The organism is Burkholderia puraquae, from assembly GCF_002099195.1.
In the GTDB taxonomy this organism is placed as follows: Bacteria; Pseudomonadota; Gammaproteobacteria; order Burkholderiales; family Burkholderiaceae; genus Burkholderia; species Burkholderia puraquae.
Genome location: NZ_NBYX01000011.1, coordinates 237,328 through 254,446, shown reverse-complemented (window position 1 = coordinate 254,446; position 17,119 = coordinate 237,328). Strand labels below are relative to the sequence as shown.

General features: G+C 69.8%; 14 protein-coding genes and 3 pseudogenes. 9 read left to right on the top strand and 8 right to left on the bottom strand.

Annotated features, from left to right (window positions below):
- A pseudogene (locus B7G54_RS40140) lies at positions 1-373 on the bottom strand (highly repetitive protein); the annotation flags it as partial.
- Here B7G54_RS40140 and B7G54_RS22065 point away from each other — a divergent pair.
- Entirely contained in the window at positions 267-1,559 is a 1,293-nt protein-coding gene (locus tag B7G54_RS22065; protein ID WP_085041006.1) for a collagen-like triple helix repeat-containing protein, read from the top strand. The pseudogene B7G54_RS40140 and the gene B7G54_RS22065 overlap by 107 nt on opposite strands.
- A gap of 120 nt (positions 1,560-1,679) precedes the next feature.
- Entirely contained in the window at positions 1,680-2,963 is a 1,284-nt protein-coding gene (locus B7G54_RS22060; protein ID WP_085041005.1) for an isoprenylcysteine carboxylmethyltransferase family protein, read from the top strand.
- Positions 2,964-3,164: 201 nt separating this feature from the next.
- On the opposite strand, the pseudogene B7G54_RS22055 reads toward B7G54_RS22060, so the two are convergent.
- Positions 3,165-3,428, bottom strand: a pseudogene (locus tag B7G54_RS22055) (CmlA/FloR family chloramphenicol efflux MFS transporter); the annotation flags it as partial.
- Positions 3,429-3,965: 537 nt separating this feature from the next.
- Here B7G54_RS22055 and B7G54_RS22050 point away from each other — a divergent pair.
- Entirely contained in the window at positions 3,966-4,556 is a 591-nt protein-coding gene (locus B7G54_RS22050; RefSeq protein ID WP_085041004.1) for a histone acetyltransferase, read from the top strand.
- 73 nt (positions 4,557-4,629) lie between these two features.
- Positions 4,630-5,202, top strand: coding sequence for an NADPH-dependent FMN reductase (locus B7G54_RS22045; protein ID WP_085041003.1), 573 nt, complete (start codon positions 4,630-4,632; stop codon positions 5,200-5,202).
- A 32-nt stretch (positions 5,203-5,234) separates the two neighbouring features.
- On the opposite strand, the gene B7G54_RS22040 is transcribed toward B7G54_RS22045, so the two are convergent.
- Genes B7G54_RS22040 through B7G54_RS22025 form a run of 4 tightly spaced genes read right to left on the bottom strand, consistent with a single transcriptional unit; the run spans position 5,235 to position 10,319 of the window.
- On the bottom strand, positions 5,235-5,849 hold the full coding sequence (locus tag B7G54_RS22040) for a DUF2894 domain-containing protein (protein WP_085041002.1): 615 nt from the start codon (positions 5,847-5,849) through the stop codon (positions 5,235-5,237).
- Positions 5,846-6,490, bottom strand: coding sequence for an OmpA family protein (locus tag B7G54_RS22035; RefSeq protein ID WP_085041001.1), 645 nt, complete (start codon positions 6,488-6,490; stop codon positions 5,846-5,848). The genes B7G54_RS22040 and B7G54_RS22035 overlap by 4 nt, the downstream gene beginning before the upstream one ends.
- Positions 6,491-6,493: 3 nt before the next feature.
- Entirely contained in the window at positions 6,494-9,541 is a 3,048-nt protein-coding gene (locus tag B7G54_RS22030; RefSeq protein WP_085041000.1) for a DUF802 domain-containing protein, read from the bottom strand.
- A gap of 10 nt (positions 9,542-9,551) precedes the next feature.
- Positions 9,552-10,319 carry a DUF3348 domain-containing protein gene (locus B7G54_RS22025; RefSeq protein WP_085040999.1) on the bottom strand — a complete coding sequence of 256 codons (768 nt, stop codon included), beginning with the start codon at positions 10,317-10,319 and terminating at the stop codon, positions 9,552-9,554.
- A 614-nt stretch (positions 10,320-10,933) separates the two neighbouring features.
- Between B7G54_RS22025 and B7G54_RS22015 the strand changes: the two genes are divergently transcribed.
- Positions 10,934-12,145, top strand: a complete 1,212-nt coding sequence (locus B7G54_RS22015) for a DUF1444 domain-containing protein (protein ID WP_085040998.1) — start codon at positions 10,934-10,936, stop codon at positions 12,143-12,145.
- 87 nt (positions 12,146-12,232) lie between these two features.
- Here the strand turns inward: B7G54_RS22015 and B7G54_RS22010 are convergent, their stop codons facing one another.
- Entirely contained in the window at positions 12,233-12,871 is a 639-nt protein-coding gene (locus B7G54_RS22010) for a LysE family translocator (protein ID WP_085041024.1), read from the bottom strand.
- A 151-nt stretch (positions 12,872-13,022) separates the two neighbouring features.
- On the opposite strand from B7G54_RS22010, the gene B7G54_RS22005 reads away from it, so the two are divergent.
- The 4 genes and pseudogenes from B7G54_RS22005 to B7G54_RS40135 all read left to right on the top strand — a co-directional run.
- Entirely contained in the window at positions 13,023-13,487 is a 465-nt protein-coding gene (locus B7G54_RS22005; protein WP_085040997.1) for a GNAT family N-acetyltransferase, read from the top strand.
- Between the two features lie 49 nt (positions 13,488-13,536).
- Positions 13,537-14,115, top strand: coding sequence for a hypothetical protein (locus tag B7G54_RS22000; protein ID WP_085040996.1), 579 nt, complete (start codon positions 13,537-13,539; stop codon positions 14,113-14,115).
- 240 nt (positions 14,116-14,355) lie between these two features.
- Positions 14,356-15,735, top strand: a complete 1,380-nt coding sequence (locus B7G54_RS21995) for an FAD-containing oxidoreductase (RefSeq protein ID WP_085040995.1) — start codon at positions 14,356-14,358, stop codon at positions 15,733-15,735.
- Between the two features lie 91 nt (positions 15,736-15,826).
- Positions 15,827-16,093 (top strand): annotated as a pseudogene (locus tag B7G54_RS40135) (helix-turn-helix domain-containing protein); the annotation flags it as partial.
- A gap of 52 nt (positions 16,094-16,145) precedes the next feature.
- Here B7G54_RS40135 and B7G54_RS21985 read toward each other — a convergent pair.
- Positions 16,146-17,039: an SDR family oxidoreductase gene (locus B7G54_RS21985; protein ID WP_085040994.1), complete on the bottom strand. Its 894-nt coding sequence runs from the start codon at positions 17,037-17,039 to the stop codon at positions 16,146-16,148.
- Positions 17,040-17,119 lie beyond the last annotated feature (80 nt).

Genomic DNA, 17,119 nt, shown 5'->3' with positions numbered 1-17,119 from the left:
GTACTTCGGGTACTTCGGGTACTTCGGGTACTTCGGGTACTTCGGGTACTTCGGGTACTTCGGGTACTTCGGGTACTTCGGGTACTTCGGGTACTTCGGGTACTTCGGGTACTTCGGGCACTTCGGGCACTTCGGGCACCTCGGGCACCTCGGGCACCTCGGGTACTTCCGGTACTTCCGGCACATCGGGTACTTCCGGCACTTCGGGCACCTCCGGCACCGGCGTCACCCCGCTCGGCAATGTCCTCCAGAATTCCGGCAACCTCGTGACGGCACTCGGCACGACGGTCGCGAACGGCGGCGCGCAGATCGGCGGCGTGCAGATCCCCGGCACGAACCCGACGACGGCCACCAGCGTCGGCAACGCGGTCACGAGCCTCGGCAACGGTGTGCAGGCGCTCGGCAACGGCGTCGCGGCCGGCCTCGGCTCGATCGGCGTGTCGGCGAACCCGCTCGGACCGACGCTCACGTCGACTACCGGCCTGCTGACCGGCGCCGGCGGCGCGGTCAACAACCTCGGCAACGCGGTGAAGAGCCTCGGCTCCGGCCCGCTGTCGCCGCTGTCGCCGGTCACGACGCTCGTCGGCGATCTCGTCAACACCGTCGGCGGCACCGTCAATTCGACTGCGTCGGGCCTCAACACGGCACTGAACAGCTCGCCGGTCCAGCAGCTCGAGACGCAGCTCGGCAAGGTGATCAACCCGATCACGAACACGCTGACCGGCGGTGTCACGACGCCGGGCGCCACGCAGACGCTCGGTGGCGTGACCCAGCTCGGCGCGCCGCTCAGCAACCTGCTGGGCACGCTCGGCAGCGGCCTGGGCCTCGTCGGCTCGCAGGTGAGCGGCGCAACCGGCAACCCGACTGGTACGAGTCTCGGCGGATCCGTGACCCAGCTCGGCAACACGGTGACGTCCGTGGGCGGCCTCGTGAACAGCAACAACGCGGGCAGCTCCAGCAGCGGCACGGGCGGCAGCAACCCGCTCGCCCCGATCACGGGCCTGCTCGGCACGCTGACGGGCGGCCTGGGCGGCGGCAGCTCGAGCGGTTCGGGCGGCACCAGCGGCACGAGCAGCGGCGGCCCGCTCGGGCCGGTCACGGGCCTGCTCGGTTCGCTGACGGGCGCGCTCGGCGGCCTCGGTTCGAGCGGCACTGGCGGAACGAGCGGCACCAGTGGCACCGGTGGCGCGGGTGTCGGCGGCCTGCTGGCGCCGGTCACGAACCTCGTCAACGCGCTGACGCCGCTCGGCGCCAGCCTCACCGGCACGGTCACGACGCCGGGCGGCAACGTGACGGGCACGCTCGGCGGCCTGCTGTCGAGCGGCCCGGTCGGCACGGTGACGGGTGCGCTGACGACGCCGGCAGGCGCCGCGGGCGCCACCGGCACGGCCAGCCCCGGCGGCGCGACCGGCACGGTCACGACGCCGGCGGGTGGCGGCACCGTGGTGGGCGGCCTGACCGGCAGTTCGAACGGCGGTGCCGCGGGCGGCGCCGGCAACCTGCTGTCGCCGGTGACGAACCTCCTCGGCGGTCTGCTCGGCGGCGGCACCAAGAAGTAACGCTGTACCTATCAGAACCACAGGCCAATGGCCGGGCGCGCATCCATACCAAGCCCGGCCGACGGCCGGCGTCACCCGCCAAGCGGGGGCGCCGGCCCTCATCCGTACGAGGATCCGATCATGAATTCCACGCTCGACGGCATCGCCGCGGTCCAGGACCGCCCGCCCCGTTCCGCCACGCCCCTCCGCGCCGGCCTGCTCGGCATCGCCGCCGGGCTCTTCGCGCTGTGGATCACGCGCGACCAGCCGACGCTCGATGCAGCCACGCGCGCGGTCGTCGCCAGCCTCGCGATCATCGGCACGATCGCGCTGCACGAAATCTTCATCTCGCGCGTCTACCTGCGCCCGAGCGCGGGCCTGTCGCGGCAGGCCGTCCGGCCGCTCGGCATCGCGCGCGTCGCGACGCGGCTCGGCGCGCTGACGTCGATCTACGCGGGCATCGGCGTGATCTACTGGCTGCTGCCCGAATACCACGGCGCGTTCTACCTGCCGTTCTGGTCGCTGCTGCGCTCGCTCGCGCCATACGTGATCGTCGCCGCGCCGTTCTACTTCGCGTGGATGGACCGCCACCAGCGCGAGACCGACGACGCGTACCTGCTGTTGGGCCGCTTCCTGTTCCGCCGCGAGCAGCCGGCGAGCTGGAAACCCGTGCGCGAGATGCTGGCCGGCTGGGGCGTGAAGGCCTTCTTCCTGCCGCTGATGACCGTCTACCTGTCGAAGGACGCCGATCACCTGACCGCGTCGCTTGCGAACGCGATGCACGCGCCGATGACGATCGCGACCTTCGTGTTCATGTACGACCTGTCGTTCACGATGGACCTGATGTTCGGCACCGTCGGCTACCTGTGCACGTTCCGCATCCTCGACAGCCACGTGCGTACCGTCGAGCCGACGACGCTCGGCTGGGTGGCCGCGCTGATGTGCTACCAGCCGTTCTGGTCGCTGTTCTCGAACAACTACATCCGCTACGAAGGTTCGATATTCTGGGACAACTGGCTGCTGTCGGCCCCGACGCTGCGCGTGATCTGGGGCACGGTGATCATCCTGCTGCTGCTGACCTACGCGCTGTGCACGATCTCGTTCGGGCTGCGTTTCTCGAACCTCACAAACCGCGGGATCATCACGTCGGGCCCGTACCGTTTCACGAAGCATCCGGCGTACATCACGAAGAACCTGTCGTACTGGATGGTGTCGGTGCCCTTCGTCGAACCGCTCGGCTGGCAGGTCGGGCTCATGCACTGCGCGGGGCTCGTCGCGGTCAACCTGATCTACTACACGCGGGCGAAGACGGAGGAGCGCCACCTGATGCGCGACCCCGACTATCGCGCGTATGCCGAATGGATCGCGCAACACGGGTTGTTCGCGCGGGTCAGGCAGGCATTCGGACAGCGCGCGCCGGCCTGACGCGGCGCGTGAAGCGGGGCCGGCCGCGCACACGACTTCACCGGGGCACCGCGCGGCCCGAAAAACCACCGCGCGTCGCTACGCGCGCGTTCAGTCGAACGAGACGCCGCGGGCGCTCCCGTCACGCGCGCGCCCGGTCGCGCGCATCAGCCCCTTGATCGCGACGAAACTCGCGAGGCCCATGCCGAAGCAGCAGGCCGCCAGCACGATCGCGCCCGTCATCATCGTGAGCGCCCCTCGCGCAACGCAGCCTGCCTCGCCCCACCTCGACACGAACGTCCCGGCGAAGCGCGACACGACGATCATCACGATCATCACGATCGCGACGGTCGCAAAGGCCGCGCTGAACGCCACGCGGGAATAGCCGGCAGCGCCGACCAGCACGCGCGGCGCAGTGGAGAAAAACACGAAGAACGCCCCCATCGCGGCGGCAAATGCAAACGTGTGAACCTGAAAGGACCGGCTGCCGGTTCGTCAGGCCTGCACCAGCCGTGCGCGCACCGCCCCGTGGCTGCGGTCCGGCCGGCCCGCATCGTCTGCCGCGTCGGCAGCGGCACGCACCTTGCGGCCAATTGTCGCGAAACGACGCGATTCTCTGCTTTTCGTCGCTTTTCTCCTGCTGTCCGATTGCCGGCCCGGATCGCGTCGCGTATGGTGCTGGCCGTCCGCGTGCGATACGGCGCCCGACCTGCGCGCTTGCCGCCCGGACCTTCGACCGTCGTCACGCACGATGGCCGCGCGGGCCTTGCCCGCCGCTCACCGTCTCCGCGATGCCGCCCTCCGGCGCCGCACATTCATGAGGAGAGAGACGTGATCCACAAAGTCCTGATCCTGTTCGCACTCTGCATCGCGGGCCTCGCCGCGATTGCCGCCGGTTTCCAGCACATCCCCAGCTGATTCGCGGCCCCGGCTCGCTTCGCCGAGCCCGGGGGCCGCACCCGTTCCGCTCCCCTTTTGCGATGAACCACTTTCCCGGACCGCCCGGGACGGGCGACCTTTGCCATGCGCATCGACGTACAGCATTCCCAGCACGACATCGACGACGAACTCGACACGCTCTATGCGCGTCTCCACCAGCCGGGCCATCGCCTGCACGGCCTGCCGGCCGTCGCGCTCGGCCGCTCCGGGCTGATCGTCCGCCACCGCGAAGCGGACGGCGAATACTTCCTGTATGTCGAAGATCCGGCCGCGCGCCAGCTCGCCGGCTATACGGTGTTCAACCGCCTGCCCGAAATCCCGCGCCGTGCCGACCGCTACCTGCGCGCGCCGCATACGCGGCTGCGCGGCTCGGCGCAGCGCAAAGGCGTCGCGACGACGCTGTATCGCTGGGGCCTCGACGCGGGCCTGTGCCTGATCAGCGGCGCGCGACAGTCGGTCGGCGCCGCGCAGTTGTGGACGGCGCTCGCGCAGGACTACCGGCACGGCTTCGTCGATATCGACGGGCGTGCGCTGCGTTATCTCGGCGAAACCGTCGCCGACGACGTGCACGGCGCGCTGCATACGCGGCGGCTATTGCTCGGTCATGGATGGGAGATCGGGGAATTCGCGCGCGTAGCCGGAATGGCCGACATCGCCCGAACGCCGATGCGATAATCCGTGCGACCCGCGCGACGCTCGCCGCTACGCAACGCAGCGCTACGCAACGCGCTCACCGACACGCACATTGATGACCACCGATCCCCGAACCTACGCCGGCCGCCACCTCGACATCGTCGCGCTGTGCGGCAGCCTCCGCGCGCAGTCGTACAACGCCGCGCTGCTCGATGCGGCCGCGCTCGTCGCGCCGCGCGGCATGCGCATCGTGCGCTTCGACCGTCTCGGCGAATTTCCGCTGTTCAATCCCGATGCCGAATATCCGTCGCCCGCCGCCGTGCGCGACCTGATCGACCGCGTGAATGCCGCCGACGGCCTGCTGATCGCAAGCCCGGAATACGCGCACGGCGTCACGGGCGTGATGAAGAACGCGCTGGACTGGATCGTGGGATGCGAGGCCGTCGTGTACAAGCCGGTCGCTGTGCTGAATGCGTCGCCGCGCGCCACGCATGCGGACGCGGCACTGCGCGAAACGCTGTCGGTGATGTCGGCGCACATCGTCGAGCACGCGTCGATCACGCTGCCGATTCTCGGGAGCCAGCTCGACGCGGCAGGCATCGCCGCGCATCCGCCGTTCGCGTCGACGCTGGCCAAGGCGTTGCACGCGCTGCGCACGGCAATCCAGGACGCAGAACCGGGCCGGTAGCAACCTGCGTTCGTGCGTGAACGCGCGCAGCGTTACCGCGCCTTGGCGCGCGTCACCTTCTTCGCCGGTTTGGCCGCCTTCGCGCGCGGCGCTTCCTTCTCGGGCTGCGCACCGCCGCCGGCAAGATCCTCGAGCCATGCGAGCGCGTCGACATAGGACAGGAACTGCTGCAGATAGGCCGGCGACAACTCGCGCATCGTCGCGAGCGACCGGTGCACGAGACTGTTCGAATTGAGCGGCCCCGCATTGCGCGGCACCTGGTCGAGCGACTGACGGTACTGCTGTTCCGTGCGGACCTTCGACCACATCGTACGGAAGTAGTCGACCAGCTCGGGATCGAGCCCGCGCCGGTCGGCCTGCGCATCGCGCGCGAGCCGCTCGACGAGCTCCGCAAGCGCGCCGCGCACGGGCGCACCTGCCGCGCCGCGCGCGGTAGCCGTTTCACCGGCACGCGCCACCACCTCCGCGAAGCCTTCGATCAGCGTCGCCAGACGCGCGTCGAGCAACGCGCGCGCGTCGCCTTCGAGCGCGGCCGCGCGCCGTTCGAGCGCGTCGATCCGGTGAAAGCGCACCGGATCGAGCCGGTCGGCGCCCTGCTCGCGCCATGCGTCGAGCGTTGCGCGAACGTGCGTCGCGTCGCCGGTCACTGCGCCTTCCCTCCGTTCGATGCCGACTTGCGCGGCACCGGCGCGATTTCCACGCGGCGGTTCTTCGCGCGGCCTTCATCGTCCGCGTTCGAGCTGACCGGCTGTTCGGAGCCGAACGCGGCCGCGAACACCGACGACGCCGGCACGCCGGCGTCGATCAGCGCACGCGTGACCGTCAACGCACGCTTGGCCGACAGTTCCCAGTTGTCCGCGAACTGGCGGTTGCCGGCATGCACCTGCTGGTCGTCGGCGAAGCCGCTGATCATCAGGATCTCGTCGCGCGTCTTCAGGTAGGTGCCCAGCGGCACGGCCAGCGTCTTCAGCAGGTCGCGGCCCGCGGGCTGCAGCTGGTCGGAGTTCAGTGCGAACAGCACGTTGCCGCTGATGCCGATGCGACCGTTGACAAGCGTCACGCGGCCGGCCGCGAGCGGCCCGGCGAGCGCCTGCTCGAGCGACTTGCGCTGCTGCGCTTCGAGCTGGCGTGCTCGCACGGCCTCCTCGAGCTTCGACGTGAGCTGCAGCTGCATGCCGATCACGCCGACGAGGATCAGCACGAACGCGCCGAGCAGCACCGACATCAGGTCGGCGAACGCGGGCCACACCGGCGCGGAGGACGCGCCGCCGTCGATTTCGTCGTGCATGCGTTACGCTCCGACGGGCGCCCGCCGGCCGGCGAGCTGCTGCAGGTCTTCGACGATCTGCTTCTGCGACATCATGCTCAGGTCGATCACCTCGCGCGCCTGCGCGACGTAATACTCGAGCTGCTCGTCGCTGCGCGCGAGCGATTTCTCGAGCGCGGCCTCGATGCGTTGCAGATGGGTCAGCAGCTTGTCGTTCGACTCGCCGAATACCTGCACGGCCATCCCGAATGCGTCGCCGAGGCTCGCGACTTCGACCGCGCCTGCCGTAACCTGTGCGGCCACCGAGTCGAGCTTGCGCGTTTCGGCATCGACGGTGTCGTTGAAGCGCGCGCCGACGCGATCGAGCAGGTCGGCCGACGTGCTGACGAGCGCGTCGATCGCGGTGCGCTGTTCGGTCGACGCGTGGTTGACCGCGCCGAGCAGCGTTTCAAGCGTCGCGAGCAGGCGGCTGCGTTCCTCGAGCATCGCGGTGTCGTGCACCAGGCTGTCGGACAGGCGCTGGCGCAGCTCGGCGACGACATCGGCCGCGGCCTTCGGCGCCTCCGATGCGGCCTGCACGAGGCGCGCGATCTCGTTGATCGTGTCGCTCGCGTGCACCTGCGCTTGCGCGGTGATCTCGTTCGCGGTGCGAGCCAGCGTGTCGCAAATATCCTGCTGACGCGTCGCAGCCTGCGCGCTCGTTTGCGCCCATTCGTCGCGCAGCGCGGCCGCCATCGCGGCGAGCGAGTCGTTCCATGCGGCGAGGCGTTCTTCGTCGCGCGCCGCCAGTTGCGTCTGCAGGCCGGCATGCGATTCGCGGATCGTCGACAGCAGGTCGTTCGAGCGTTGTTCGAACGTCGAAGCCTGCGTGGTCAGGTCGCGCGTCGTTTGCGCGAGCGCATCGCAGATTTCCTGCTGGCGGCCTGCGCTGTGTACGCCCGCGCGCTGCCATTCGTCGCCGAGCTTCGTGGCCATCGCGGCCAGCGCGTCGTTCCACGCGGTGAGGCGTTCTTCGTCGCGCGCCGCCAGTTGCGTCTGCAGGCCCGTGTGCGAATCGCGGATCGTCGACAGCAGTTCGTTCGAGCGCTGCTCGAACGTCGAAGCCTGCGTGGTGAGGTCACGCGTCGTTTGTGCGAGCGCATCGCAGATTTCCTGCTGGCGGCCTGCGCTGTGCACGCCCGCGCGCTGCCATTCGTCGCCGAGCTTCGCGGCCATCGCGGCCAGCGAGTCGTTCCACGCGGTGAGGCGTTCTTCGTCGCGCGCGGCAAGCTGCGTTTGCAAGCCCGTGTGCGAATCGCGGATCGTCGACAGCAGTTCGTTCGAGCGTTGCTCGAACGTCGAAGCCTGTGCCGTGAGATCGCGCGTCGTTTGTGCCAGTGCGTCGCAGATTTCCTGCTGACGGCCCGCACTGTGCACGCCTGCACGTTGCCATTCGTCGCCGAGCTTCGCGGCCATCGCGGCCAGCGAATCGTTCCACGCGGTGAGGCGTTCTTCATCGCGTGCGGCAAGCTGCGTTTGCAAGCCCGTGTGCGAATCGCGGATCGTCGACAGCAGTTCGTTCGAGCGTTGCTCGAACGTCGAAGCCTGTGCCGTGAGATCGCGCGTCGTTCGTGCCAGTGCGTCGCAGATTTCCTGCTGACGGGTCGCACTGTGTACACCTGCGCGTTGCCATTCGTCGCCGAGCTTCGCGGCCATCGCGGCCAGCGAATCGTTCCACGCGGCGACGCGCTGTTCGTCACGCGCCGCCAGGTCGGTCTGCAGCCCCGCGTGCGACTCGCGCATCGCGGCAAGCGTCGCGCTCGAATGGCGTTCGAACGTCGCGGCGGCCTCGCCCAGTGCGCGCGCATGCTGGCCGGCCAGCGTCTCGCCGACCTGCTCCTGGCGCGACAGCGCATCGCGCCAGGCGTCCGACAAGCGGCTTTCGGTCGATTCGAGGCGCGTCGCAACACCGTCGAGCAGGTCCGTCGAACGCTGCGCGAACGTGTCGGTGAACTGGCCGAGCGTCGTCTGCAGCTGCTGCGCGACGGCGTCGCCCGCGCGGCGCTGTTCGTCGAGCGCGCGGGTCCAGACGGCCGTCACGTTGCCGGTGGTCTTCTCGAAGCCGTCCGTCAGCCCGTCGAGCTGACGCTGCACGGCGCCCGTCACGGTGTCGCGCAGCGCGGCCATCTCCTGCGCGAGCCCCGTCATCGTTGCGGCGACGACCGGCTGCAGCGCGGCACCGGCCACGCGTGCGCTTTCGGCGGCGCTTTCCTTCAGCGCGTCGCCGACATTCGACGCGAGGCCCGCATACGCGCGCTCGGTTCGGTCGAAAAACGCCTGCTGGCTCTCGATCTGGCGATCGTGCAGCGCGACGCTGCGCGCCTCGAGCGTCGTCATCATCGTCTGCAGCCGGTCGACCAGCGCCGGCATCACGTCGGCCTGGCGCTGCAGCAGCCGGAACGATTCGTCGCGCTGGTGCGCGGACGAATGCACGCGCAACGTCGTCGCGATCTTCGCGTCGAGCTGCTGGGCCGCGTCGATCCGCTCGCGGCGCACGAGCGCGGACAGCAGCCCGAGCATCGCGGACGTCGCGACGCCGGCGATCGACGTGCCGAACGCGAACCCGAGGCCCTTCACCGGCGCGATCAGCGATGCGCGGATCGCGTCGAGATCGGTCGCGCTTTCGAGCGCGGCGCCGGTGCCCTTCAGCGTGACGACCATCCCGAGCAGCGTGCCGAGCATGCCGAGCAGCACGAGCAGGCCGACGAGGTAAGGCGTGAGCGACGGGCCCGGCAGCGCGACGCGCGCGCCTTCGACCCGCGCACGCACGGCGCCGCGCAGGCCCGGGTGCAGCGTGTCGAGCCACGTGTCGAGCTTCGCGGGCGGCTCGGTCAGGCCGGCGACCGCGTGCGACAGCGTGGCGGTGGCCTGCCGGTAACGCAGCAGCTCCCATGCGCCGGCGACGTAGCACGCGGCGATCAGCAGCGTGACGGCCGCCGCCAGCGGGTTCGACGCGACATAGCCGACACCGATCCAGCACACAGCAAGCAGACCGGCGACGAAGACAACGAGATCAAGGCGAATTCTGGACATAGCGTGTTGATTAGCTGGTGCGAAGGGCCGCGAGCAGCCCGTCTACCGTTTGAAACCGGACTTCGAGTTCGGCAAGCAGGATGCTTTGCATCTCGTCGCGAAACGTATCGAGCCATGCACCGGGCGCAATCGCCGCGACGGCCGTGCCGTCGGCCGCCACCGCGCCGTCATCCGCCGGATCGGCTGCGGCTGCGGATTCGGCATCGGCCAGCGCCTGCCGTTCCGCGTCGCGCAGCCGCGCGAAACGCGTACCGAGCAGCGCGGGGATGGCCGACAGCAGGCTGCGCTCGCGCGCGCCGAGCACGCGCTCCATGATCGCGTCGAGCGTCGCGAGCCGCGCCATCCCGGACGAGCGCGCGGCGACCGCGACCCGCAGGCGGCCGCGCAACTGGCCGATCGCCGTTTCCATGTCCTGCTGCAGGGACAGATAGCGCTGGCGGAAGTCCGCGAAATCGGCCGTGTCGGCGGCCGGCGGCGGCGGATCGCCGGGCCGGCGCCGCGCACGCGGCCGGTTGGTGGCCGTGATCGCCTGCGCGAGCTCGTGGCGCACACGTGCGCAGTCGCGCTCCGCGTCGTAGCCGCGCACGCCGGCCGCGACGCCGGGCGGGCTCGCGTTCAGCGCGGATGACAGCGTGATCGCGTCGGTCCAGCCGAGCCACTGGCTCAGCCGGTCGGACAGCGTCTGGCGGGATTCCGCGACGTCGGCATCGGCCAGGCGCGCGAGCAGCCGGACGAGCGACGGGCCGCTCAGCGCCGGGCGCGGAGGTGCTTGCACCATGCTGCAAACCGTCAAAAAGGCAGCAGTTTACACGTCGCCGGGAGGTCGGCCGCCAGAATCGGGGAAGCGGCGCCGTCCGGCGCGCCGTGCGACACACGCGAACGCCCGCCGCGCAAGGCTCGGCGAGCGTTCGAGGGCTGCTGCGGCGACGGCCCAGCCGCGCCCTTGCCCTTGCCCTTGCCCTTGCCCTTGCCCGCTGGTTGCCGGTCGCTGGTTGCCGGTCGCTGGTTGCCGGTTGCCGGTTGCCGGTTGCCGGTTGCCGGTTGCCGGTTGCCGGTTGCCGGTCGCCGGTCGCCGGTCGCCGGTCGCCGGTCGCCGGTCGCCGGTCGCCGGTAGCCGGTAGCCGGTCGCCGGTCGCCGGTCGCCGGTAGCCGGTAGCCGGTAGCCGGTAGCCGGTAGCCGGTAGCCGGTAGCCGGTAGCCGGTAGCCGGTAGCCGGTCGCCGGTCGCCGGTCGCCGGTCGCCGGTCGCGAATATCGTCGGACGATACCTGTCGCGTTGCGCTACCATCGCAAGCACCCGTCGAGCCACGCGTGCCGGCCGCGGGCTGCGCCCCGGAGACCGGGCGCCACCGACCCACGACGACACCAGACGGGCCCGGCCCGACCGCACACGATGCTTGCCAATCTCGTCACGCGCCTGCGCGACCGTTTCGGCAAACCGCCGACCCCGCAGGCCTTCGCCGAACGCCTGATCGCCACGCTGCGCGCATCGGGCGACACGCGCACCTGGCGCCACGAGGACGAGAAGGGCTGTCTCGTCCAGTCGGATGCCCCGTCGAACATCATCAACCTGAACAACCTGTTCCGCGACTACGCGGCCGCGAAGCCGTCCGAGCGGGACATCGTGCTGAAACGCCAGGCGAGCGCGATGATGCAGCACGAGATCCCGGCGGAGTTCTCCGCCGCGCGCGCGAAGCTGCGCCCCGTGATCCGCAGCGCGACCGAGCGCTGCGTGGCCGCGCTGCAACTGGCCGGGCAGCCCGGCATCACGGCGCTGGCGTTCCGGCCGCTGTGCGAGAACATCGAGATCGGCATCGCGTACGACGGCGAGTTCAACATCGCCCGCCTGCCGACCGCGACGCTCGACCAATGGGGCGTCTCGTTCGACGAAGCCTGCGAGATCGCGATCGACAACCTGCGAGCCGAATCGTCGACGCCGTGGGCCGCGCTGCCGAACGGGGTATTCCTGTCGCAATTCGACGACGCCTACGACGCGGCACGGCTGCTGCTGACCGACCTGCTCCACCGGCAGCCGATCGCCGGCGCGCCGGTCGTGATGGCACCGAACCGCGCGGTGCTGCTGCTCACCGGCGACCGCAATCCGGCCGGGCTGGCAGCCATGGTCGACCTCGCCGAACAGGTGCAGGCACAGCCGCGCCCGCTGCCGCCGCTGATGCTGCGCTGGGATGGCGCCGCCTGGCGGCGCTTCGTGCCGGAAGGGCTCGAATCGAAGCTGCACGCGCTGCGCGTCGGCGAGCTCGCGGGCGACTACCAGGACCAGCGGATGCTGCTCAACGACGTGCATGAACGCGACGGCACCGACATCTTCGTGGCGACCTACTCGGTGTACAAGCGCCAGGACGGCAGCCTGTTCAGCGTTGGCGTATGGAGCGACGGCGTGCCTACCCTGCTGCCCGAGACGGATATCGTCGCGCTCCATCGCGGGTCGACCGGACAGTCGGCCTACGTGCCGATGGCCGAGCTGCTGCGCACGTGCGGCGACCTGATGACGGCCACCGGGCATCGCCCGGTGCGTTATGAAGTGAAGGTGTTTCCGGACGACACGCGGTTCGCGGCGCTGCTGGAACGGTTCAGGGAAGCCTGATGCCGATGCGCGTTCGCGCGTTGTGCGCCGGCGGCCAGCCAAAGGAATGACCGGCCGCCGTGCGATGCAGATCGGGAATGGAAGCGGTCAGATCCCCGCTTTCGGCGCGTTCAGGATCAGGCGCAGCCCGAGCAGCGTGATCGCGCCGGCCGCGACGCGGTCGACCCACTTCTTCGCGCGCAGGTAGAGCTCGCGCGGCCGGCGCGTGGAAAAGCACAGCGCGACGATCGTGTACCAGCCGAACTCGACGCCGAACACGAGCGGCGGCAGCGCCAGATAGCACCACACCGGCGGATGCTGCGGGAGCAGCGCCGCGAAGATGCTGCCGTACCAGATCGCCGTCTTCGGGTTGCTGAGCTGGGTCGTGAGGCCCGTCCAGAACGACTTGCGCGCACTGCCGCCGGCCATCGCCTGCGGATCGTCCATCGCGATCGGCCGGTCGGCACCGCGCCAGATCTTCGACGCCATGTAGATCAGGTATGCACCGCCCGCCACCTTGAGGCCCACGTACAGCCATTCGACAGCCTGCAGCAGCGTATAGAGCCCGGCCAGCGCGACGCCGCCGAACACGATGCCGCCGATGCCCATGCCGAGCGCGGTGGCCAGCCCGTCGCGGCGCGACAGCCCGATCGAATTGCGGGCAACCAGCACGAAGCTCGGGCCCGGAATCATCGCGCCGAGAAACAGCGCGGCCAGAATGGCGAGTACGGAAGCGGATGCAGTCATCGAAGTCTCCTTGGTGAGCGACGCCGAATCGCCGACGCCTGCGTGTCGTTTCCGACGGACGCGCCGCCGATTCTGGCACGCTTCGCGCATGGCCGAAAGCCGCGTTGCGCTGCTATGCTGGCCCTCTTTCCCGTCATTCGCGTCGCCCACCATGATCGAGATCCGCGCCGCCCGCTATCCCGACGACGCCCGTGTCGTCGAGGCGATCTTCCGCGAGTACATCGCAAGCCCGACCGTCAGCCTCGAATTCCAGGATTACGCGCCCGAGATCGCCGCGCTGCCCGGCAAATACGCCGCGCCTCGCGGGCTGCTGCTGCTCGCGTGGCATGGCGAGCGCGCAGTGGGCTGCGCGGCGTTTCGCGAGATCGACGACACGACGTGCGAGATGAAGCGCGTCTACGTGCGCCCCGAAGCGCGCGGGCTGAACGTCGGCCGCCAGCTCGTCGAACGGCTGCTGCGCGACGCGAAGGCGGCCGGCTATGCGCGCATGTGCCTCGACGTGCTGCCCGAGTTCGTGGCCGCCAGGCAACTGTATGCGTCGCTCGGCTTCACGCCCGCGCCGCCCGTCGCGTTCAATCCGGTGCAAGGCACCGAGTTTCTTGGGCGGGATTTGTAACATCCACGCCATCGGCACCTCTTTCTTCCTTTCGACCGGACACCCCGTCATGCGCGTTCTCCGCCTGCCCATCGTGCTCCTCCCGCTGCTCGCCGCGCTCTCGTTCAACGCATGGGCCGACAACCTGCCCAAATCGATCGCCGCGCAGTTGCCGCCCGGCTACCAGCCGCTGCTCGCGCATGCCGGGCCGGATCTCGACAACGGACGGCACAGCTTCCTCGTCGTCGCGCATCGGGCGGTCGATACGCGCGAGCAGCCGTCGCCGCGTCCGCTGCTGATCTACGAGGAGCAGGCCGACCATACCTATCGGCTCGCCGCGCGCAACGACCAGGTCGTGCTGCGTGCGAACGAAGGCGGCCAATGCGATCCGTTCGATCCCGACGATGCCGCCGACAACGGCTTCGCGGTAAAGGGCCGCTATTTCACCGTGCAGAACTTTGTCGCGTGCGGGCAGCACTGGAGCGACTACGTGACGTTCCGCTACGACTCGCGCACGCATGGGTGGCTGTTTTCGAACCGGATCGTCACCGAATCGTTTCCGCTCGACGACCAGCCCGACCACGTCACCGTCACGCGCGCCGATGCGCACCGGCCGGTGTCGTTCGGTCAATGGCAACGCAAGGACTGACGCACCCGATGCAACGCGCTGAGACCGGCTGCATCGTGCTCCGGCCGGCGCGGGCGTCCGTCACACCCTGCTTCTCCCGCTTCTCCCGCTTCTCCCGCCCCGCCCGCCTCCCCCCGCCCGCGCTCGCGAGCGCACGCCAACAGGACTACCATAAGCGCTCGCCGTCGCGCGACCGTGCGCCGGCCTCGCACGCGGCTCGTCCGCACGCGTTCCCTCGCTGCCCCCGCACTGGAGGACCTCATGACGCAACACTTCGACGCGATCGTCATCGGCACCGGGCAGGCCGGGCCCCCACTCGCCGCGCGGCTGTCCGCCGCCGGGATGAAGGTCGCGATCATCGAGCGCGGCCGCTTCGGCGGCACCTGCGTGAACACCGGCTGCATCCCGACCAAGACGCTGATCGCGAGCGCATACGCCGCACACCTCGCGCGGCGCGCCGGCGAATATGGCGTGTCGGTCGGCGGCCCCGTCACCGTCGACATGAAAGCCGTGAAGGCGCGCAAGGACCAGATCTCCGGCCGCTCGAACCAGGGCGTCGAGCAATGGGTGCGCGGGCTCAAAAACGCGACCGTCATCCAGGGTCATGCACGCTTCGAAGGCGCGCACGCCGTGCGCGTCGGCGACGACCTGCTCGAAGCAGACCGCCTCTTCATCAACGTCGGCGGGCGCGCGCAAGTACCGGCCATGCCGGGCCTCGACACGGTGCCGTACCTGACCAACTCGACGATGATGGATGTCGATTTCCTGCCTGAGCATCTCGTGATCGTCGGCGGCAGCTACATCGGGCTCGAGTTCGGCCAGATGTATCGCCGCTTCGGGTCGCGCGTCACGATCGTCGAAAAGGGTTCGCGCCTGATCCGCCGCGAGGACGAAGACGTGTCGCAGGCCGTGCGCGAAATCCTCGAGAAGGAAGGCATCGACGTGCAGCTCGACGCGACCTGCCTGAGCGCGCGGCGCGACGGCAACGGCATCGCGGTCGGCCTCGACTGCGCGGGCGGCGGCCGGGAGGTCGCGGGCTCGCACCTGCTGCTGGCGGTCGGACGCGTGCCGAACACCGACGATCTCGGGCTCGACCGCGCGGGCGTCACGACCGACGCGCGCGGCTATATCGAGGTCGACGACCAGTTGCGCACGAACGTGCCCGGCATCTGGGCGCTCGGCGACTGCAACGGGCGCGGCGCGTTCACGCACACCGCGTACAACGACTTCGAGATCGTCGCGGCCAACCTGCTCGACGACGATCCGCGCAAGGTGTCCGATCGCATCGCGGCGTACGCGCTGTACGTCGATCCGCCGCTCGGCCGCGTCGGCATGACGCTCGCGGAAGCGAAGCAGACGGGCCGCCGGCTGCTGGTCGGCACGCGCCCGATGACGCGCGTCGGCCGCGCGGTGGAAAAAGGCGAGAGCCAGGGTTTCATGAAGGTGATCGTCGACGCGGACAGCCATGCGATCCTCGGTGCGTCGATCCTCGGCGTGACGGGCGACGAAGTCGTGCACGGGATGCTCGACGTGATGGCCGCCGGCGCGCCTTACACGACGATCAGCCGCGCGATGCACGTCCACCCGACCGTGTCGGAGCTCGTGCCGACGCTGCTGCAGGATCTGCATCCGGTCGAATGACGCGTGGCCTGACGGGCGGCCGCGCACGGGTGTCGCATCGGTGTCGGGCGGCATGCGCAGACGGCCGCTCGCGACGACACCCGGGAACGCCATGGACCGGCTGCAGGCGATGCAGATCTACGGACAGATCGTCGAACGCGGCAACTTCACGCAGGCCGCCGACGCGCTGCCACTGCATCGGCCGGTCGTGACGAAAGCCGTGCGGCAGCGCGAACAGGAACTCGGCGTCCGGCTGCTGAACCGCAGCACGCGCCGCGTCAGCGTGACCGCCGAAGGCGAGGCATTCCATGCGTGCTGCGTGCAGCGGCTCGGCAGCATCGACGGCGCGTTTGCGTCGTTCCCGAAGCAGCGCGCGATGCGGGCAAGGCGGGCGTATCGTTTGAAAACGACGGCACGCCCGCCGCCCCCGCTCAACTGTCGAAATACCGCGGCCGGTCGATATCGGCCAGCAGCCCCGGCTGCGTCGGCGCCCAGTCGAGCAATGCACGCGTGCGCTCGCTCGTTGCCGGCGCATCCATCCCGGCGAACATCGCGAACCAGCCGAAGTGTTCGCCGGCTTCCGCCGCCGTTTTCGCGACGACCGGCACGTTCAGCCGCCGGCCGATCACTTCCGCGATCTCGCGGAACCGCACGCCGGTATCGTCGACCGCGTGATAGCACGCACCGGCCGCACCGCGTTCGACCGCGAGCCGGTACACGCGCGCGGCGTCGAGCCGGTGCACGGCCGGCCAGCGGTTGCCGCCGTCGCCGAGATAAGCCGACGCGCCCTTCTCCCTCGCGAATGCAATCAGGCGCGGCACGAAACCGTGATCGCCGTCGCCGTGCACGGACGGCGGCAGGCGTACGACCGACGCGTGCACGCCGCGTGCTTCCAGCGCGACCGCGGTTGCTTCCGACGCACGCGGGTAGGACGACGACACCGGCACATGCGGATCGTCTTCCGTTGCCGCGCGCCCCGGCGCGACGAGCGCCAGGCCCGACGTGACGACCAGCGGCCGCGCCGAACCTTCCAGCGCCGCGCCGATCGTCTCGATCGCGCGACGGTCGAGCTCGCAGTTCTGCGCGAAACGCGAGAAGTCGTGATTGAATCCCGTATGGATCACCGCGTCGGCGGCTTCGGCGCCGCGCGTGAGGCTGTCGAGATCCTCCAGCGAACCGCGATGGACGTCGGCGCCCGCCGCCGCGACCGATGCGGCAGCCGCATCGGAACGCGCAAGGCCGAGCACCGCATGGCCGGCAGCAATGAGTTCGGCAACGACGGCAGAGCCGACGAACCCCGACGCTCCAGTAACAAAGACACGCATGTTCAACACCTCCGGATGGCATGGAGGCTTACTATCTGTCGACGGCCGCTCGCGGAGAAGTCGTGACGGTTTACCGGTAA